16 protein-coding genes and 1 pseudogene are annotated in these 18,819 nt (G+C 51.1%); 9 read left to right on the top strand and 8 right to left on the bottom strand.

The window, feature by feature from the left end; all coding sequences use genetic code 11:
- Positions 1–185: 185 nt before the first annotated feature.
- Complete coding sequence (locus tag AB0A83_RS11155; protein ID WP_367154151.1) at positions 186–2,183, bottom strand: alpha/beta hydrolase family protein; 1,998 nt, start codon at positions 2,181–2,183, stop codon at positions 186–188.
- A 225-nt stretch (positions 2,184–2,408) separates the two neighbouring features.
- On the opposite strand from AB0A83_RS11155, the gene AB0A83_RS11150 reads away from it, so the two are divergent.
- Positions 2,409–3,044 carry a LuxR C-terminal-related transcriptional regulator gene (locus tag AB0A83_RS11150; RefSeq protein ID WP_150048392.1) on the top strand — a complete coding sequence of 212 codons (636 nt, stop codon included), beginning with the start codon at positions 2,409–2,411 and terminating at the stop codon, positions 3,042–3,044.
- A gap of 47 nt (positions 3,045–3,091) precedes the next feature.
- Complete coding sequence (locus AB0A83_RS11145) at positions 3,092–3,613, top strand: PepSY domain-containing protein (RefSeq protein ID WP_150048390.1); 522 nt, start codon at positions 3,092–3,094, stop codon at positions 3,611–3,613.
- Between the two features lie 141 nt (positions 3,614–3,754).
- Here AB0A83_RS11145 and AB0A83_RS11140 read toward each other — a convergent pair whose 3' ends face one another.
- Entirely contained in the window at positions 3,755–3,961 is a 207-nt protein-coding gene (locus AB0A83_RS11140; RefSeq protein WP_150048388.1) for a hypothetical protein, read from the bottom strand.
- Between the two features lie 423 nt (positions 3,962–4,384).
- Between AB0A83_RS11140 and AB0A83_RS11135 the strand changes: the two genes are divergently transcribed.
- Positions 4,385–4,792: a DUF2750 domain-containing protein gene (locus AB0A83_RS11135; protein WP_232056630.1), complete on the top strand. Its 408-nt coding sequence runs from the start codon at positions 4,385–4,387 to the stop codon at positions 4,790–4,792.
- A 13-nt stretch (positions 4,793–4,805) separates the two neighbouring features.
- Here AB0A83_RS11135 and AB0A83_RS11130 read toward each other — a convergent pair whose 3' ends face one another.
- From AB0A83_RS11130 to AB0A83_RS11110, 5 genes and pseudogenes are all read right to left on the bottom strand, one after another.
- Positions 4,806–4,940, bottom strand: coding sequence for a helix-turn-helix domain-containing protein (locus AB0A83_RS11130; protein WP_367156162.1), 135 nt, complete (start codon positions 4,938–4,940; stop codon positions 4,806–4,808).
- Positions 4,941–5,258: 318 nt separating this feature from the next.
- Positions 5,259–5,660, bottom strand: a pseudogene (locus tag AB0A83_RS11125) (sigma-54 factor interaction domain-containing protein); the annotation flags it as partial.
- 12 nt (positions 5,661–5,672) lie between these two features.
- On the bottom strand, positions 5,673–6,200 hold the full coding sequence (locus AB0A83_RS11120) for a response regulator (protein ID WP_367154150.1): 528 nt from the start codon (positions 6,198–6,200) through the stop codon (positions 5,673–5,675).
- Positions 6,201–6,206: 6 nt separating this feature from the next.
- The gene (locus tag AB0A83_RS11115; protein WP_232056629.1) at positions 6,207–7,709 is read right to left on the bottom strand and encodes an ATP-binding protein; all 1,503 of its coding nucleotides are present in this window, start codon (positions 7,707–7,709) and stop codon (positions 6,207–6,209) included.
- Positions 7,710–7,713: 4 nt separating this feature from the next.
- Positions 7,714–9,360 carry a SulP family inorganic anion transporter gene (locus tag AB0A83_RS11110; RefSeq protein WP_150048386.1) on the bottom strand — a complete coding sequence of 549 codons (1,647 nt, stop codon included), beginning with the start codon at positions 9,358–9,360 and terminating at the stop codon, positions 7,714–7,716.
- Between AB0A83_RS11110 and AB0A83_RS11105 the strand changes: the two genes are divergently transcribed.
- Genes AB0A83_RS11105 through corA form a run of 4 tightly spaced genes read left to right on the top strand, consistent with a single transcriptional unit; the run spans position 9,359 to position 15,175 of the window.
- Positions 9,359–9,640, top strand: a complete 282-nt coding sequence (locus tag AB0A83_RS11105; protein WP_150048384.1) for a hypothetical protein — start codon at positions 9,359–9,361, stop codon at positions 9,638–9,640. The genes AB0A83_RS11110 and AB0A83_RS11105 overlap by 2 nt on opposite strands.
- 42 nt (positions 9,641–9,682) lie before the next feature.
- On the top strand, positions 9,683–12,238 hold the full coding sequence (locus AB0A83_RS11100) for a YbcC family protein (protein ID WP_367154148.1): 2,556 nt from the start codon (positions 9,683–9,685) through the stop codon (positions 12,236–12,238).
- The gene (locus AB0A83_RS11095; protein ID WP_367154147.1) at positions 12,235–14,127 is read left to right on the top strand and encodes a proton-conducting transporter membrane subunit; all 1,893 of its coding nucleotides are present in this window, start codon (positions 12,235–12,237) and stop codon (positions 14,125–14,127) included. Before AB0A83_RS11100 ends, AB0A83_RS11095 begins: the two co-directional genes overlap by 4 nt.
- Before the next feature lie 58 nt (positions 14,128–14,185).
- Entirely contained in the window at positions 14,186–15,175 is a 990-nt protein-coding gene (gene corA / locus AB0A83_RS11090) for a magnesium/cobalt transporter CorA (RefSeq protein WP_150048379.1), read from the top strand.
- Between the two features lie 36 nt (positions 15,176–15,211).
- Here corA and AB0A83_RS11085 read toward each other — a convergent pair whose 3' ends face one another.
- Positions 15,212–15,889: a hypothetical protein gene (locus AB0A83_RS11085; RefSeq protein WP_367154146.1), complete on the bottom strand. Its 678-nt coding sequence runs from the start codon at positions 15,887–15,889 to the stop codon at positions 15,212–15,214.
- Between the two features lie 330 nt (positions 15,890–16,219).
- Here AB0A83_RS11085 and lepA point away from each other — a divergent pair, with 330 nt between their 5' ends.
- Complete coding sequence (gene lepA / locus AB0A83_RS11080) at positions 16,220–18,019, top strand: translation elongation factor 4 (RefSeq protein WP_367154144.1); 1,800 nt, start codon at positions 16,220–16,222, stop codon at positions 18,017–18,019.
- Positions 18,020–18,031: 12 nt separating this feature from the next.
- Positions 18,032–18,808 carry a signal peptidase I gene (gene lepB / locus AB0A83_RS11075; protein ID WP_150048373.1) on the top strand — a complete coding sequence of 259 codons (777 nt, stop codon included), beginning with the start codon at positions 18,032–18,034 and terminating at the stop codon, positions 18,806–18,808.
- The last annotated feature ends 11 nt before the right edge of the window (positions 18,809–18,819 follow it).

Below are 18,819 nucleotides of genomic sequence, written 5' to 3'. Positions count from 1 at the left end.
GGAATTGATGAGTTTATGGGCGCTATGGTTTCTGCGCAGGCAGTAGGAATTTGACCGGTATTGATTTGGCGCTTGGCGAAATAGCCGGCGAAAATTTTAGGCCGCCGGTCAATGCGGGCAGCGGAGACGATTAAACTCGCGTATCTTTGCGCAGGCATATCCTTTTTAGAGTTCGGCATTAGCCCCTAATTGAAACGATGTAAAAATTTATCCATTTCGGAGAAAAAGCGGGTACGGTCGGCTTCGCGGCTTAAATAATGATCGCCTTGACTTAACTCCAGATAGACCAGATCCTTGAAACCGGCGCTTTCCAATGCATCGACCATGTCTCGCGAATGCCCGACATGCACGGTCCAATCGTCGGCGCCGTGCGCCAACAAAAGCGGGGTGCGCATGCGGCTTGCTTGTTCCAGCGGAGAGGTTTCTTTCAAGCGGGTTCGGTCGGACCACCAACGGCCCAACGCATGTTCGGCCTGCTCGGAACGTAAGCGGTGATCCTGCCAACGCATGTCGCTCCATTCCTCGATTAAGTGCCGCAAATCGGTAACCGGGGCGAAACTGATCGCGCATTGGTATAATTCGGGAGTTTTGATTGCGCCCATCAGCGCGGCGTAACCGCCGTAGCTGGCACCTACGATACAAATCCTGCCGGGCGTTGCCAGACCTTGCTCCAGCAGCCAATGCACGCCGTCGCTAATGTCGTCTTGCATTTCCAGGCCCCAACGCCGAAAGCCGGCACTTTCGAACTCGCGGCCGTAACCGGCCGAGCCGCGAAAATTCAACTGCAATACCGTCCAGCCCCGGTTTGCAAAAAATTGCGTCCAAATGTCGAAGCCGTGGCTGTCCCTAGACCAAGGGCCGCCGTGAGGAAAGACGATGGCAGGGCTGACGGCGTTAATTCGCGTCGGTCGGGTTAAATAGCCCTCCAATTCCAGACCATCCCGGGTTTTGAAATGCACCGATTGAGATTGGGCCAGGGTTTGCCCGGACAATAAGGGATAGGCGTCTATCAGCTTACCCATTCTGTTGTTGCCGGAATCCAGCCAGTAATAGCCGGGCGCCTGCGCGGCGCTGGAGGATACCAGGATGTGTTGAGATCCGGCGCTGCTGATGATGGTATTTTCCCGATCGGGCAGGGCTGTGTCGATGGCGGTTTGCAAATGGCCGGCATGCGGATGCCAATAAACAGTTTTCTCGGTGTCCGCCGTGTAGCGAATGCCCAATACTTGATCGCCGGCCGCGGAGTAAACCAATATGCCATTGACGTCGTATTTGCTATCGGCATAGACAAGTTCCATAGCAGACTGGGGGGCAGACACCCGCATTTTGAATACGGCAGCTTTGCCTTGATGCTGTTTGGTTACGTACAAGGCCTCGGGATTTTCATCGAAACCTAGCGGAGCGATGGCATCGCCGCTTAGGGCGTCGAATTCGAACAAGGTTTGCCAGTCGCTTTCGTCGTTGGTTCTATGCACGACGCGCATGGTTTTGCTGCCGACAATGCCGATGCCGATACGGACACGGCCTTGTAAATCTGCTAGCCAGCGCCGTACAAACCCGGGATTGCCGGCTACGGTTTTCCGCTCGCCGCTGTAAACGTCCAGGCGGTACATGTCGGGAGCGCCGGGTTGCCGTTGGTCCAGTGCCAGTAAAATATGGCGGTCGTCTTTCGGAATCAGCGCATACGTGTCTTGAAATTGAGGAATGTGAAATCTGCCGGCGAACGAGGGGATGTTGATTTCTACTAAATCGCTTTTCAGCTCGCTGCCGTCGCGGTTGACGGCAAACATTCGGGTTTGGATAAATTTTAGATCGGCAGCGTGGTCCGGATACCAGACGCTGACTAACAGGCGCCGATCATTGACCCAGGTAAAGCCGCGGATGTGGTATTTGTCGTTATCGGTGCTCAATACCACGCACGAGTTACGGCCGCTGCGATCTTGGGTCACTAATGCGCTATGGCCTTCGGTGTTTTGAATAAATGCGGTGTAGTCTCCGCTTGGAGATAGCGCTAAATTCTGGATCAACGGTAAAGCGGCGAAGGCTGTAAGCGGTAATTCACCGTTTCGCAAGGGGACTTCCGGTACAAACTCCTCGGAGACGCGAGCAACCGGACCGCTACAGTTTAAGGATAAGATGGCCAATAGCAAAATCAAACTGCCTCTAACCGCAAGGCCGTGCATCAATACCTCCATTTTGTAGCCGGGTGCAGGCTTAACTAGTAAATAAGCTAATTCTATCAATATATCGCGCCGGCTTGAAAGCTAAAGGGTTTTGAAGCGATCGAACTTTTTTGTCGCAGCCAACGGCTGGTTTCCGCGTTATTGCTGATTTCTGCAGTACCGATTGGTTAAACGCAAGACACGAGCGGATACAATCTTATTCCAAGTCATGGCGGAGAAAGCATCTTGGAAAATTTGCATGTGGATTTGTTAGTGGTAGGTGAAGCTTTGGCGGAAATCGGCCTGACAGTTAACGATTTCCTACCTGCCGGTTTGGTCGTCAAAGTGATGGAGCGGTTCGATTTGAGAGAGTATTCCACGCATTGCGTGGATTTGCTACTGTTGTCCAGCCGGGATCAAGCACAGTCAATAGACTATATAGATCAATGCCGCGCATTGCGGCCCGAATGCGCAATCGCGGTGGTGCTGTCGAACCCGATAGCTGACGCGTTATGGTTTTTAAGGCCAGGCGTATATGCCTTGCTTAATGGTGAAAAAAGCCTGACCGAATTTATGCTGGTCAAAGAAACCGTTGCCCGGCAGCGTTTGCATGTCGACCATAGCATTGCCCAGCCTTTGGCCGTTAGGCAGATCAAGCGCTTATTGCTGCCGTTCGAATGCTTAAGCTCCAGAGAATTCGATGTGTTTTGCATGTTGGCCGATGGATGCTCCTTGCAACAGATTGCCGAGTTTTTGCAGATCAGTCGTAAAACGGTTTCAAACTGCCAGACTCAAATCAAAATTAAATTAGGGCTGGAAACCAAGCCGGACATGCGGCAATTCGCAAAAACTCATGGCTTGATAAGCGACAAGCAGGTATGATTCCCGAAAAACAGGAATTTTTCCTTTTTCTTTATAGGAGACTCGTCATGAATAAAGCATTATTGATGGGTGCAATCACCCTGGGTTCGGCATTGACTGTTGATGTGTTCGCTAGCGGTGACGCGCTCGAAGCATGTATCAAGGCTGTTCAGAAAACCAAGTCCGGAAGCTTGCTTAAACTGGAAAAACTCGTTACAGGCGGTAAAGGCGCTTATGAATTGGAATTGCGCGACGCCGACGGCAACGAATGGGAATTTATCTGCGCTGCCGACAGTGGAAAAATTACCGAGACCGAAAGCGAGGTCAGCGATCCCAACTCACCGGCATTTAAAAAGAATCTTAAGATTGGCGAGCAAGAGGCTATGGCCATTGCGTTGAAAGCTTATCCGGGTAAAGTCGAGGAAGTTGAATACGAGGTGGAGGAAAACGGGTCGTCCTCTTACGAGTTCGACATTTTGGACAGCAAAGGCATGGAAACCAAGGTGGAAGTGGATGCTGCCAGCGGTAAAATCATTGAAGTTGCTGTCGAGGAATGGGAAGTTGGCGAAGAGTCCGACGAAAAGCGTTAACTCAATTCACCGTTTTGAAAGCAGGCTGGATGCAATCGAGTCGGGCCGGTTAGTCATTTACGTCCGATTTTGGTTTAGCAGTTACAAATCCGGGTAGCCGGGGTTGAGCGCATTAAAAATCGGACGTAAATTTCGGGCTAGTTAAGCCGTATAAAATGCGCTTGCGCATTCAGGACAACCATTCACCTGTTTGTATGTTTGACCGGCCTTTTTCAAGGCACTGCCGCAATTGGAAATAGAGCCCAAGTAACGAATCGTATCTTGTGCGGGCAAATGACTGCAGGTGGCAAAATGCACCACATGATCACCGTTAGATTGCGGATTGAGTTCGACGTAAAATTCAGCCATGTCATGTTCCTCTTTTTTGTCTTATAGAAGCGGGGCAGGATTTCGCAGTCAGCTAATATCGCCAACTGCGCGCCGGTGTTGCTTACCGTTTCGCACTTGCGCTAATCAGCAAACTGCCGGCAATCCTCGACTGTATTTGAGCAATAGCTATGCCATTGCATTTACCAATCAGCCGGCGCGAGGGAAACCTAGGCGATATTGGCGGCTTGGCTATATCAGTCGACGAATCGAACTATTTTCAACTCAAATAACGCGCATTTCTTGTGGAGTTTGCGACAATTTCCGAGTGGCCTGGTAGGGAATACTTCAAAACCATATAAAAAATAGGTTTAAATTTCAAATAGATGCATCGATTATGCCTTGTTAATGAGCGTGGTGTAATTTTTGCTGAATGATAGTTTTAAAGCTTATAGAGGAAGACTTATGCGCTACGAACCTCATACGGATGAAATCGCCGCCATTCCTTCCATGTCGGATGACGATTTGTTGGAATATTTTTTATATCGGATATTCGAAACCGACGAAGTGTGGGGTTTGAAAGACGGGCCGAACTGGATTACCCGCGAAGTAGACGGTTGTGAAACTCAGCCGGTATGGCCTTACAAGTGGTTTGCGGAACAAGCCGCCAGCGGGGAATGGGCCGATCTGCCGGCGGTCGCGAATTCTATCGACTATTTCGTCTACAACATTTTGCAGCGTCTGGTACAGCAGCAAATCAGCGTGGAAATCATGCCGCGCGCTAACGGACGCGGTTGTTTGATCAGTCCGCGGCGCTTGTTCGGCATGCTGGAAAACATGATGGAATCGCGCGACTTTACCGTCGGCGATTGAAGCGGCGCTATCTTTAAAACTTACATTTCAAATGATATTTCTGCACGCGGTAGCGTAGGGTCTCGCGGGTGGTGCCCAGCATGCGCGCCGCGGCGGTAACGTTGGCATCGGTGCGGTTCAAGGCTTCTTGAATGATGAATTTTTCCATCTCGTGTAAGCTCAAGCTGCCGTCCAGCGGTATGAACAAGCCTTCTTGGGTCGCGCTCATAGCATGATTGCCCGGGGTTTGCAGGCTTTGCAATTGCAGCCATTCGGCGGGCAATTTATTATCGGCGGCCAACAACACACAACGTTCCAGTACGTTGCGCAGCTCGCGGATGTTGCCGGGCCAATCGTAGCGTTTGATCAATTGCCAAGCCGTGTCGGGTATTAGCGACACCGATTTGGCCGACTTGCGATTGCATTCGGCAACGAATTGCGGCACCAATTGTTCCAAATCCTGTTTGCGCTCGCGTAGAGCCGGTACTTTCACGTTGACCACGTTCAAGCGATGATACAAATCCCGTCTGAATAAGCCGGCGTTGACTTTTTCCACTAAGTCCAAATTAGTGGCGGCGATGATTTGCACGTCGACGCTGATTTCGGTTTCGCCGCCCAAGCGGCGTATGCGCAGATCTTCGACCGCTTTCAACAACTTGCTTTGCAAATCCAAATCCATTTCGCCGATTTCGTCCAAAAACAAAGTGCCGGTATGGGCTTGTTCGAACAAGCCGCGATGGCGTTTTTTGGCGCCGGTGAAGGCGCCGGATTCGTAACCGAACAATTCCGCTTCCAACAGCTCGCGCGGCAGGGCGGCACAATTGATTTCCACCAGCGGGGCCTGGGCGCGCGCGCCGGAATAATGCAGGATGCGGGCTATCATGCCCTTGCCGGTGCCGGTTTATCCGCTGACGATCAAACTGGAAAACGGTACTTTGACGATTTGTCGCAACATCGCCCGCAATTGCAGCATGGCCGGGCTATCGCCGATCAAGCTATCGATTTTATAGTGGCCGTGCTGGGACTCGGCTTGTTGCTGCAGGCGGCGCTGGGCACGGGCGCTACGTGCCGCACCTTCCACCAAGAGGTTCAATCTATCCAACGAACAGGGTTTTTCGATGAAGTCGTAGGCGCCTAACCGCACCGCTCTTACCGAATCGGCCACGCTACCGTAACCGGTTAAAAACACCCACTCGCTGCTGTCGATTTCCGGTTTGAGCTTTTCCAGTAAGTCCAAGGCATTGCCGTCCGGCAAACTCATGTCCGATAACACCACCAGCGGGTCTATGCTTTGATCACGAAAGAAATTTTCGGCTTGCTGTAGCGTGGCTACCACGCTGACCTCCCAGTCGGCTTTGCGAAAATAGCGCGCCAATTCGGCGGCGAGCAGATTTTCGTCTTCGATGATCAGCAGTGTATTAGTCATCATAAGCAATTAAGCCGGCACCAAAGGTAGAGTCAAGGCAATGCGGGCGTGACCTGCGGGCGTGTTTTCCAATTTCAGCGTCCCGTGGTTTTCGCGAACGAAGCGTTGCACCATCACTAAGCCCAAACCGCTGCCTTTTTCTTTAAGACTTACGAACGGGCGTATGCCTTGTTGCAATATATCGCTTGTGAAGCCGCCGCCGGTATCGGTGACAGCCAAGGAAAATTGCCGGCCGGCCTGAGAAATTTCCACCGTAATCGTACCGGCACGCTCGCCTATAGCTTGTACGGCGTTTTGCAGCAAATTCAGCAACACTTGTCTGAATTCGGTTTCCGGCAGGGTCGCCACGCTGTCGAATCGGCATTGAATGTCGAAAATAATAGTGTCCGGCACCTGGTAACTCAATAAGCTGGTTATTTCTTTAACGATCTGCCGGATGTTTAAAGGCTGGGCCGCTTCGCTGCTTTTACGGGCGTTGCTGAGCAAGTCGTTCAAATGTTTGGTCAGACGGTTGACTTCCTGATGCAGCAGGCCGATGCGCTCGCGCATGTCGGGATCGGCGGTTTCGCTCTGCATGTTTTCCAAAGCCAGCTGAATGATGGCTAAAGGATTGCGCAATTCGTGCGCGGTACTGGCCGCCATTTCGGTCAGGGCCGCCAAACGTTCGGCCTTGGCCAGGCGCTGGCTCTGTTCCAGTAATTCGTGGCTGGTTTTACGCACTTGGGTTTCCAAACGATTGGTATAGGTCAGATGGGCTTGTTCCAGTTCGATAAGATGGGCGACCAGCAGGTTGTAACGTTCGAACAAATCGCGAATGACCGGATCGGACGTTTTCAGCGCTATCGGTTTTTTAACGCCTTCCGCCAAACCGGACAGCAAATGCCGTAGCGCGTGTAAGGGCTCCAGGACGTTGGTGCGGAAGAAATAATGTCCGACCCAGAACAATAGCAGCGGCAGCGCCACCGCCAACTCCAACTCCAATTGGCTATTGTCTTCAATGCTGATCAGCAGCTTTTCCTCTTCTTCGGTTTGTTGATCCAAGGCTTTTTGTATCAGGTTGACCGTGTCTATCAGGGCGTCGGAATCGCCTTTGAACGCTTTGGCGAATTTGTCTTGCAAGTCGTGTAAATCGACCGGCACGCTGAAATGGGCGCCGTTGAAATTGCGTAACAAGTCCACCAGGTGCGCTTCTACATCGGCGATTTCCTCCGCCGTACCGTGATTGCTGCTCTGGTGCATCGCCAGTTTGGCCTGCAACTGCAATAGCTCGAAAATGGTTTGTTGTAGTCTATGGCCTTTGCCGATGTCGGTCTCTATTTTGTTGATGCGCTGGTGATTTAACCAAGTCAGTCTGCCTATGGCTAACAGCTCGCCCAATACCAATATCCCCATGATCAGAGTAACGAAGATGATCGGTCTGAGCAGTAATTGCAACATGGTCGGATTCGCCTTGAAGTCGGGATGCGGCGGACGCGGGCTGAGCCTCTCGCGTCCGGCATAAGATAATGGCATAAAATCAGCTGTTGGATTTACGCCGTGCCGCCAAATGATGGTCGGAGAACCGCTCGTGGTTGTGCAGGCCGACGATTTCGCAATAACCGCCGGCGTGTTTGTAGTCTTCGCTGAAGTGGTGGATGAATTCCATGACGGTATGATCGATTAAATCGGTATCGCTCAAATCGAAATACACTTTTTGCCGTTTGGGAAAATCGGCCAATAAGCTCTTTAAACTGATGAAATTGGAAAATACCGCCGCACCGCTCACCGTAATGTGGTAGGTATCCCGATCGGTTTGCTTGACGTGGTATGCCAGCGAAAACACGTTGTGCCATTTCAAACCGCGCAGCAAGTGAATGAGCAATTCGGCGACGATGCCGACGCCGACGCCGATCAGCAGGTCGGTGGCCAGTACGCCGATGATGGTTACCACGAATACCGTAAAATGATCGATCCCGACTTGCAAGGTTTTGGCGAATTCTTTCGGCGAAGCCAAACGGAAACCGGTGAAGACCAGCAAGGCAGCCAGGGAGGATAGTGGAATTTCGTGAATCAAGCGTGGAAACAAGGCGACGAAGATCAGCAAAAACAAACCGTGAAAAAAATTGGCCCAAGCGGTTTTGGCACCGTTGTTGATGTTGGCCGAGCTACGGACGATTTCGGCGATCATAGGCAGACCGCCGAGTAAACCGGCCAGCAAGTTACCGGTACCGACCGCAGTCAAGTCGCGGTTCAAGTTGGAATTGCGTTTGTAAGGATCCAGTTTGTCGACGGCCGCGGCGCTCAGCAAACTTTCCAGACTACCGACCAGCCAGATAGTGATCACGGCTATCGCAAACTCCGGAGTCGCCATCGCGGAAAAATCGGGAAAGTAAAAGCCGGCCATAAAATGCTCGGGTACCGAAACCAAAAAGGCGGGACCTATGCTGTATTCGTGATGCGGCAGAAATTCGGTGTCCGGTAAAAACAAATATTTGTGCTCGTGATCCAAATCGAAAAATTGCCCCAGCGCCAAACCGATAATCACGACCAATATCGGCGCCGGAATCATTTTCAAACGTTTGTTTTTCAGCAAAGACCAAACGATCAACAAACCCAGGCCGATTAAGCCGATTGAAGATACTTCGGGGTTCATCTCGACCAAGGAATGCGGAATTTCGGCTATGGTCCCCAGCAGGGATTTCGCTTGCGGTTTGACGCCCAGCAACACGTGGATTTGCTTGGCCATGATGATAATGCCGATAGCGGCCAACATGCCGTGAACCACGGAGGTTGGGAAAAAGGCGCTCAATTTACCGGCTTTGAATAAGCCCAATAAGATTTGCAACACGCTGGCCACTACGATAGCCGCTAGGGTGTAGCGGTAGCCCGTCATCGCGTCGCCGTGGCCTAACGACTGCACGGCGTCCAAGATTACCACGATCAAACCCGCAGCCGGGCCATTGATGGTTACGTACGAACCGCTGATGCGGGACACGATCAAGCCGCCGATTACCGCGCTGATGATGCCGGCCATTGGCGGAAAACCTGAAGCCATGGCAATTCCCAGGCAAAGCGGCAACGCGATCAAGAAAACCAAAAAGCCCGACAGCAAATCGCTACGCCAGTTTTCCACCAATCCGGGTAGTCCGGTCTTGGGGGTAGTAGCCGAAGAAGATGGTTGCATGATGAATCTCGATGGGATTGAAAACTCCAAAACAGCCATTTCCATGCCAGTTCATTGGAAGGTCGCCGTCGCCCGGTTTATTGGCAACGAACTGCTCGTTGTGGTGGCTGGAATCGAGTATTCCAGGCACCGGCGGGGTAATTCAACCAATGGGCCCGGTTTATTTGAGCCGAATGCAAGGCTGGGGCTTTCATGTCTCCGGGTGAAATTTCATGCCATCCGGCGTGGCAGCACGAGTTTACGTGTTGGCATAGGCAGTGCTGTAACAGTATCGTTTTAGCAGACTCTTGTGCTGCATTGATTCAGGAGTTTAATTGACTGTATGACCCCACATCATTCGCAAGGCGGCACTTTCGATTTGGATGCCGCTATAGAGCACATCGCTCATTGGCTGCCTACCCAAGGACCGATCAAAGATTTCATTCACCACAACACCTTGCATGCCGTGCAACATTTGCCGTTCCATAACGGCGTTGCGGTCGCGGCCAAGGTTTTCGGAGCCTTTAGCTATCTGCCCTTGCAGGATTATCAACAGCGCTACCGGCAAGGCCGCATCCATCCTGCGTCGTTGGATTGGGCGATTGCACAGGCCGGCATATCCGAAAACACGGCTGCGGCGTTCAAGCAAACACTGTTTGTTGAAGATAAAACCAGCCATTATCCGCCGATTTCGCTGGCTAACAACGGTTTGCGCAACGCTTGGACCAACCGGCTGGAGCTGGATTTGAACGCCTTGGTCCACCCCATTGTGTTTCGTTTGTTGGCCAATTTTTTGGATCAAGGGATTAGCCGTTGGGTACTGCCTAAAGAAGACGAGAGCTTTTGGGAATGTGTCGCCCGGTTAGCGCTGAATAGTTTAATCCCGTTGGTGCCGTTTCATCGCTCCGGCGCGCGTGAATTGTTGTCGGGTAACCCGGAGCAAGCAATAAGGATGTGCCTGGAGACCATGGTAGGAGACGAATCGCTTTACACCCAATATTTATTGGAGGTACTGCTCGCTCATCCCGGCTGGTCCGGCATGGTCCGGATCATAGAAACCAACCCTCAGGTATTGCTGGCTGTGCGGAGCATTTCGCTGAAACAGTTGTTAGCAGTTGAATTGATTGCCGAATTGGCGTTTGTATCTCAAAAGAAACACCGGATCATGCCGGTTTGTCGATTGGTGGAACTTCAAAGCACACCCTTGCTCAACGAAACATATTTAGCCCCTGAAGTGCCTTTGAAATTGCGGGTTTGGCACGAGGCGATGGAATGGACGTTGCACCTCGAGCTGTTAGCCGCGATGCAACGCCAACAGGGGACGGAAATTCCGGTTAAGACGCCGAGCGTACAAGCGATATTCTGTATAGACGACAGGGAATGTTCGCTGCGCCGCTATTTGGAGGAAATCGACCCGCAACTGGAAACCTTTGGTGCCCCCGGATTTTTCGGCATAGACTTTTTGTATCAGGGCCTCGACGATGTTTATCCGGTGGCACAATGCCCGGTAGTGGTCAAACCGCGGCATTTGATTAAAGAGTCCGGGTTGCACGGCCGGAACTCAAAAGATGCGCAGCAAACTATGGCCGATATGCATTTTTCCGCGCATTCGCTGGCGCGCGGTTGGCTTTACACGCAAACCTTGGGCTTGGCATATGCCGCGCGCATGGCCTGGAACGTATTTAAACCGGCCACCCAATTGCCCGGTATTCCGAAGCTTAGCGAGGTTGGCGCGCACGGTCGCTTGCATTTGTTGCGCGAATCCGACGAAACCAATGAACAAGGTTATTTACTGGGATTTTCTCTTGAGGAAATGGCTGACAAAGTGGGCGGCCAACTGCGTAATATTGGCTTGACCAAGCATTTCGCCGAGTGGGTGGTCGCCGTCGCACACGGTTCCAGTAGCGTCAACAACCCGCATTTTGCGGCCTACGACTGCGGCGCCTGCTCAGGCAAACCCGGCGCGCCCAATGCCAGAGCATTCGCCTGGATGGCCAACCAGCCGCAGGTGCGTGACTTATTACGCGAGCAGGGCATAGATATTCCGGTTAGCACGTATTTTATCGCCGCCATGCACAATACCAGCCGGGACGAAATCGTTTATTTCGACGAACCGGTGTCGGATAGCGCTACGCATAAACGTTTTCACGACTTTCAGCACAGCATGCACAAAGCGCTTCAGCGTAATGCCCGCGAACGTTGCCGCTGGTTCGAATTAGGTCCGCGCTCGCCGGATAACGAGCAAGCCCATCGACACGTACTCGAACGCTCGGCGTCTATTTTCGAGCCTAGGCCTGAATTAAACCATTCCAACAATTTATACGCTGTCGTGGGGCGGCGCAGCCTGACCAGGCAGCTATTTATGGATAGGCGGGCGTTTTTACAGTCATATGACCCGGATTCGGACTCAAACGGCGAAATTTTGGCGGGAATTTTATCGGCGGTTTTCCCTGTATGCGGCGGCATTAATCTGGAATATCTGTTTTCGCGCATCGATAACTCGGTTTACGGCGCCGGAACCAAGTTGCCGCATAACGTGATCGGCCTTTTGGGCGTGGCTAACGGTGTGGAGGGGGATTTGCGTACCGGCTTGCCGTCGCAAATGATAGAAGTTCACGAACCGGCGCGCTTGTTGTTGGTGGTGGAACAGCAAAGCCGTATTGTCGATTTGGCGCTTGCCAAGATCGGCGATTTGCGCCAATGGGTAGACAACGAATGGATGCGTTTGACGGTCTGCGAACCCGGTTCCCATCAGTTGAAGCTTTACCGCAGCGGCGCTTGGCAACCTATCGACATACCCGTGGATTGGTCGGTACCTGCCGGCAAAAAGTCGGAGAAAATTATAGCCGGCCGATCGCGTACCATTCCGGTACATCAATTGTCCGGGAGAGCCGGATGAGCGGGTTATTGCTGAGCAGCATATTGCTGCCTTTGTTGGGGTTGATAGCCATGTTTTTCAGCGACGGACGGGAACACAAGATCGCTAGGATCACTGTGTGGATCACGCGCCTGAAAGGCGTTAGCGTGCTTGCCTTAATGGCGTGCTGGGCCGCTTCGGGTTTTACCAGTTTCGAATACCAATGGTTTGTGTTGTACCGGCAGGACAACTATCAGTTTCCGATTCTGTTTTATTTGGATAAAGTCAGTGCTGCTTATTTGTTTTGCGTCTGGGCAATCTTTTCCATCATCGTCAAGTATTGCCGGGTTTATATGCATAGAGATACCGGCTATAGGCGGTTTTTCCAAACCATCTTCGGTTTCGCCTTCGGCTTGAACGTCATCGTGTTGTCCGGCAGCATAGACATGTTATTCGCCGGCTGGGAAGTGGTCGGCATCTCCTCGTTTTTGTTGATTGCGTTTTATCGTCACCGTTGGCAACCGGTGCGCAATGCGTTACGCGCCTATACCATTTACCGGTTTTGCGATGTCGGTTTGCTGATGGGCGCCTGGATGAGTCATTTGCTGTTCCACGAAAGCCAGCATTTCAGCCAAATTGCCGGCTTGTTCAATCATCCCGTCGCCGATCCGGCCGGTTACGCGGCGCTATCCTTGCTTTCTTGTCTGATTATCTTGGCTGCGTCCGGAAAATCCGCACAGTTTCCGTTCTGCTTTTGGTTGCCGCGCGCTATGGAAGGACCGACCCCATCCAGCGCCATTTTCTACGGTGCTCTGTCTATTCACTTGGGCGTGTTTTTATTGCTGAGAACCATGCCGATTTGGAGCTACCACTATTTAACCCGCTTAATGGTTTTTGCGATAGGGATGCTGACGGTGCTGATAGCCGGCGTGTCAGAGCGGGCACAATCGAATATCAAAGGGCAAGTCGCTTACGCTTCGATTGCACAGGTGGGCTTGATGTTTGTCGAATTGTCGTTCGGTCTGGAGAATTTGGTGCTATTGCATTTTATGAGTAATGCCTTCCTGCGTTGTTATCAATTGCTGGTTTCGCCGTCTATCGTCGCGCACTTGTTACGGGTGGAAGGCGCGGTGAATGGCGATTTTTACATCAAAGACCCGCAACGCTTGGAGTATCTACCCAGCTCGCTACGGCAGGTGCTGCCCGAAGTGCTGCAAAATAGCCTGTACGTATTCGCTTTGCAGGAAGGGCTGTTGGAACACCTGATCAGAAAGATTTGCTGGGAACCGTTAAAAAACCTCGGCTCGGCAATGAACCGGTTGAGTATCCGGGTTAAATGTTTGATAGGCGCGGCCTTATTGGTTTGGCTGATGATCGCGGTTTTTGAAACCAGCCCCGTTGCCGGTACGTATTTGTCGATGCCGGTTTCGCTGCTGATGGTATTGGTTTCCACCAGCGCCTTCAGTCAGAAGCATCATCCATTCAAGGTATGGAATAATGTTGCCATCAGCAGCATGCTGGCTGCGCTGGCCGTGTGGCTGATGGTACCCAGTGCGCTGGGGGATATTGCGCTGTTTTTAAGCGGGATCGTGCCCAGTTGGTTGCTGGGGTTAATCGTCATGGAGCGGATGTTGAGGGGCGACGATTTTTCCCATTCCTCGTTTCGGTTTCGGGCATTCGCGGAAATCAAACCCGGCCTTTCGTTGTTGTTGTTTCTAAGCTTTTTAGGATTGGTCGGTTTTCCGATTACTCCGGCGTTTTTGGGCGAAGACTTGTTGCTATCGCATGCCAGTGGTCAACATCCTTGGTTTGCCCTGCCTATCACAATAGCGTTCGTCGTTAACGGCATCGCGGCCGCACGGGTTTATATGCGCTTGTGTATGGGGCGGCCGGTGGAAGTCACGGAGTTTAAAGTAGCCGAGAAAAACTAAGCAATTGCACTGCCGGACGCGGCTTAAATTTGAATTTTGCGGTATTTTGGAGTAAGGGATGGCGAAAAGCTTAGATAACGACTTGATATTAAAAGGCGCAGCCTATCGGTACGGAAACTATGCCGGCACGGTTGATATGGACAATCTGGAAGAAGTGTTCTCGCAAGCGGACCACTTCGTTTGGTTGGGATTACGGGAATCCAATCCGCGTATCTTGAGTGAAATTCAACGGGTGTTCGGCTTACACGAGTTAGCCGTGGAAGATGCGCATTCCGCCCATCAACGCCCCAAACTGGAGGAGTACGGCGATTCCTTGTTCATCGTATTGCATACCGCCGTATTGGGGCAGCAGGAAATCGAATACGGCGAAACGCATTTTTTCGTCGGCCAGAGATTTTTAGTAACGGTAAGGCACGGTGCTTCCGTCAGTCACAACAAGGTCAGAGCTCGTTGCGAAGCCTCGCCGCATCAGCTGGCCAAAGGCCCCGGCTTCGCCTTGTATGCAATCATGGATTTTATCGTCGATAACTACACGCCGGTGCTGGATGGTCTGCAAGCCCGTTTCGATGCGCTCGAATCCGCCATCTTCGCCCATAAACCCAGCCGGCAAACATTGGAAGGTTTGTATGCGTTGAAGCGGGAATTGATACGGATGCAAGGCGTCATCATGCCGGTGATCGATATTTGCAATGCCTTGGTTCATACCCATGATCTGGCGGTACATAAAGACGTGCGCTTGTATTTCCGTGACATCGGCGACCACATCAATCGGATAGACCGGGCGATAGACGGCATGTTGGAAATGTTGGTTGCCGCCATGCAAGTGCATTTAACCTTCGAAACCGTACGCCAAAACGAAGTGGTAAAACGTTTGGCCGGTTGGGGCGCAATTCTGGCAATCCCGACCATGGTGTTCAGTCTTTACGGCATGAATTTCCAGCATATGCCGGAATTGCAGTGGGAATACGGTTATCCTGCGATATTGGGCGGCGTGTCCGTCGGCAGCTTATTGCTTTATTGGCGTTTAAAGCGATCGGGCTGGCTCTAAGACAGCTGAATGCCAGCCTAGCCGATCGCATGGATATCAGTCTTTCGCTGTAATGCGGCTGTTCCACAGTTCGAAAGTCTCGCCGTTTTTAGTGACGGATTTGGTTTTCACTTTGCAGATGCCGGTAAATGTTGCGCTTATTTCCTTACCGTCGATGGTTAAGGTTGCCGTTTCGTTTAGTTCGGTGCCGTCGCCTTGCTGATCGCATAGATCGGACAAGATTCGGTAGCCGTACGAGTCGTTGTCGTTGTTGAGGCTGCTGCCGAAGACCTTCAGTACCGCACCTTTGTTGTTGGCATTAAACTGTATGGTTGCATGGCGGACCAATTTAATTTTGTTGCATTCGGCGTCTATGCAGCGTTCGGTCGTTTCGGTCCAACGACTCACCAGTTTGCTGCCATTGGCGCTAAAACGATCGGCATTTGCCATGCTGGAAGAGAAGACAAAGTCACCCAAGGCTATTTCTATCGTCGACTCTTCGTTGATTTGAGCGGGCGTTAATTCGGCGTTTTGCAAATCCTGCCCGGAAATTTTTGCGACCAAATTGTATTGCCCCCGGGTCTCTATGCTGCACACTTTTTCCCCGTCGACCTTGCCGCATTTGAGTTTGTCTTTCAGTGATTCGGTCAACACCGCGGCGTTGGCGGAGACCGATGACAGGCCAAGCATCATAGATAATAGTGTTGCGATTCGTTTGGAAGCCAATTGATTCATAGCGTTACCTGTTACAGTTGATAAAGTTTCAGCACGATAAACCATTCCAAGCGTTTTGCTTGTGCGATGGTACGGATTTTTATGTTTTGATGATTGCAGGAAGCTTATCAAATTGATTTGCCTTGTTAAAACACCCGGTTTCCAACGTTCCGGGATGCGTGCTAAAAAGGAAATAATTGACGCGGCTAGTTGCTTGTATATCTCATGAGAAATACAATGGTTGATTGCGCTCGAACGGAATATTCGAGTAATGCCGGTAGAATGTCGGCATGGACGTGGATTACTCGTTCGGTATCGATTTCCTTATCTAAAGTCTCATAAGTATCTTAAGTGGATCAAAAACACATCAGAAATTTTTCGATCATTGCCCATATCGATCACGGGAAATCGACATTGGCCGACCGGTTCATTCAAATTTGCGGAGGATTGAGCGATAGAGAAATGGAGGCCCAGGTTTTGGATTCCATGGACATCGAGCGGGAACGCGGTATTACCATTAAAGCCCAAAGTGTAACCTTGGATTATTGCGCGCAAGACGGCGAAACTTACCAGCTCAATTTTATCGATACTCCGGGCCATGTAGATTTTTCTTACGAAGTGTCCCGTTCGTTAGCCGCCTGCGAAGGCGCGTTATTGGTGGTAGACGCCGCTCAAGGGGTAGAAGCGCAAAGCGTCGCTAACTGCTATACCGCTATCGAGCAAGGATTGGAAGTCGTTCCGGTCTTGAATAAAATCGATTTACCATCGGCTGAGCCGGAAAGAGTCATCGAGGAAATCGAAAACGTTATCGGTATTCCGGCCGACGACGCTTGCCAAATCAGCGCAAAAACCGGTCTGAACGTACATTCGGTTTTGGAACAACTGATACAAAAGATTCCGCCACCCGCCGGCGATGAGACCAAACCCTTGCAAGCCTTGATTATCGACTCTTGGTTCGATAATTACTTGGGAGTGGTTTCGTTGGTGCGGATAATGCACGGTGCTTTGAAGCGAAAACAAAAAATCACGGTCATGTCAACCGGTAAGTCTTATTTAGTCGAGAAACTAGGGGTATTCACCCCCAAGCAAATCGAAAAACCGGCATTGCTAAGCGGTGAGGTTGGTTTTGTCGTTGCCGGCATTAAAGACATTTTCGGTGCGCCGGTCGGGGACACTATTACCTTAACCGATAATCCGGCTACCGATGCACTGCCCGGTTTCGAAAAAGTCCAGCCTAGAGTGTTCGCCGGTTTATATCCGGTGAGTTCCGACGATTTTGTCGCAATGCGCGAAGCCCTGGATAAATTGCGTTTGAACGATTCGGCACTGAATTACGAGCCGGAAACCTCCCAAGCCTTGGGTTTCGGTTTCCGTTGCGGCTTTTTGGGCATGCTGCACATGGAAATCGTACAAGAACGTTTAGAACGCGAATACGACATCGATTTGATCACCACGGCACCGACTGTGGTCTATGAAGTGGAAACGCATAACGGCGAGATCGTCATGGTGGACAATCCGGCCAAACTTCCGGATGTCGGAACCATCACCGAAGTGCGCGAACCGATCATTCTGGCAAACATTTTGGTTCCGCAAGCCTATTTGGGTAACGTCATTAATCTGTGCATAGAAAAGCGCGGCATGCAAAAAAATATGCAATACGTCGGCAGCCAAGTGTCATTGAGCTATGAGTTGCCGTTAAGCGAAGTGGTGTTGGATTTTTTCGATCGATTGAAATCGGTTAGCCGCGGCTACGCCTCGTTCGATTATGAGTTTTTACGTTTCGATGCGGCACCGTTGGTTAAATTGGATGTTTTGATAAACGGCGATAAAGTCGATGCCTTATCCATCATCGTGCACCGCGATCAAAGCCAAAACCGCGGACGCGATTTGGTCGAAAAGATGAAAGATTTAATCCCTAGGCAAATGTACGAGGTGGCGATTCAGGCGGCCATAGGCTCGAAGATCATCGCGCGTTCGACCGTTAAGGCGATGCGTAAAAACGTCACCGCAAAATGTTATGGGGGCGATATTACCCGTAAGAAAAAACTATTGGAAAAACAAAAAGCCGGTAAAAAACGCATGAAGCAGGTCGGCAGTATCGAAATTCCGCAAGAAGCGTTTTTGGCGGTATTGCAAGTTAATAAAGACTAAAGGCAACGAGTTATGGACCACGATTTTTCGTTTTATCTGGTGGTGGCCACCTTTGTCACCGGAGCGGTATGGGGGGGATATTATGTATATCTGAAAGCCAATAGAAAATCTTATCCGACCGATAACGAACCCATTTTGGTCGAATATGCCCGCTCGTTTTTTCCGGTCGTCTTGTTCGTATTGTTGTTGCGCTCGTTTTTGGTTGAACCGTTCAGAATTCCTTCCGGCTCCATGATGCCTACGTTACTGGTAGGGGATTTTATTCTGGTGAATAAATTCAGCTACGGCATCAGGCTACCGGTATTGAACGACAAAATCGTCGAACTGGGCGAGCCGCAACGCGGCGATATCGTGGTATTCCGCTATCCTAAACAACCTAGCATCGACTACATTAAAAGGGTGATAGGTTTGCCCGGAGATAGAGTCGCATATTTCGAAAAAAAGCTTTATGTCAATGGCGAATTGATCAGCCAGACCCCCATAGGCCGCTATCAAGGCGTGGGGCAAGGTAGAAGCATGACCGGTGCCCAAGAATTGCGTGAAAATTTGGCCGGCGTCGAGCATTCGATTTTAATCAATTCCGGCGTGTCTTCGGTAGAAGATGTGTTCGTCGTACCGGACGGGCACTACTTCATGATGGGGGACAACAGGGACAATAGCAACGATAGCCGATATTGGGGTACGGTCCCCGAAGCGAATTTAGTCGGCAAGGCCTTTTTTATCTGGATGAACTGGGACTGGGAGAATAACGGTATTGCATTTAATCGACTCGGTACAGTATTACGCTAATAACAACTAAC

Origin of the sequence: Methylomonas sp. HYX-M1, from assembly GCF_040741385.1 — a bacterium.
Classification (GTDB): domain Bacteria; phylum Pseudomonadota; class Gammaproteobacteria; order Methylococcales; family Methylomonadaceae; genus Methylomonas; species Methylomonas rhizoryzae.
This window is presented reverse-complemented; position numbering and strand designations above follow the sequence as displayed.

What these genes read in the sequence shown, in the direction of transcription:
- AB0A83_RS11155 (WP_367154151.1), bottom strand. Translation starts at nt 2,183, where the DNA reads ATGCACGGCCTTGCGGTTAGAGGCAGTTTGATTTTGCTATTGGCCATC.
- AB0A83_RS11145 (WP_150048390.1), top strand. Translation starts at nt 3,092, where the DNA reads ATGAATAAAGCATTATTGATGGGTGCAATCACCCTGGGTTCGGCATTG.
- AB0A83_RS11140 (WP_150048388.1), bottom strand. Translation starts at nt 3,961, where the DNA reads ATGGCTGAATTTTACGTCGAACTCAATCCGCAATCTAACGGTGATCAT.
- AB0A83_RS11135 (WP_232056630.1), top strand. Translation starts at nt 4,385, where the DNA reads ATGCGCTACGAACCTCATACGGATGAAATCGCCGCCATTCCTTCCATG.
- AB0A83_RS11130 (WP_367156162.1), bottom strand. Translation starts at nt 4,940, where the DNA reads ATGGAAAAATTCATCATTCAAGAAGCCTTGAACCGCACCGATGCCAAC.
- AB0A83_RS11120 (WP_367154150.1), bottom strand. Translation starts at nt 6,200, where the DNA reads ATGATGACTAATACACTGCTGATCATCGAAGACGAAAATCTGCTCGCC.
- AB0A83_RS11115 (WP_232056629.1), bottom strand. Translation starts at nt 7,709, where the DNA reads ATGCCATTATCTTATGCCGGACGCGAGAGGCTCAGCCCGCGTCCGCCG.
- AB0A83_RS11105 (WP_150048384.1), top strand. Translation starts at nt 9,359, where the DNA reads ATGATGAATCTCGATGGGATTGAAAACTCCAAAACAGCCATTTCCATG.
- AB0A83_RS11110 (WP_150048386.1), bottom strand. Translation starts at nt 9,360, where the DNA reads ATGCAACCATCTTCTTCGGCTACTACCCCCAAGACCGGACTACCCGGA.
- AB0A83_RS11100 (WP_367154148.1), top strand. Translation starts at nt 9,683, where the DNA reads ATGACCCCACATCATTCGCAAGGCGGCACTTTCGATTTGGATGCCGCT.
- AB0A83_RS11095 (WP_367154147.1), top strand. Translation starts at nt 12,235, where the DNA reads ATGAGCGGGTTATTGCTGAGCAGCATATTGCTGCCTTTGTTGGGGTTG.
- corA (WP_150048379.1), top strand. Translation starts at nt 14,186, where the DNA reads ATGGCGAAAAGCTTAGATAACGACTTGATATTAAAAGGCGCAGCCTAT.
- AB0A83_RS11085 (WP_367154146.1), bottom strand. Translation starts at nt 15,889, where the DNA reads ATGAATCAATTGGCTTCCAAACGAATCGCAACACTATTATCTATGATG.
- lepB (WP_150048373.1), top strand. Translation starts at nt 18,032, where the DNA reads ATGGACCACGATTTTTCGTTTTATCTGGTGGTGGCCACCTTTGTCACC.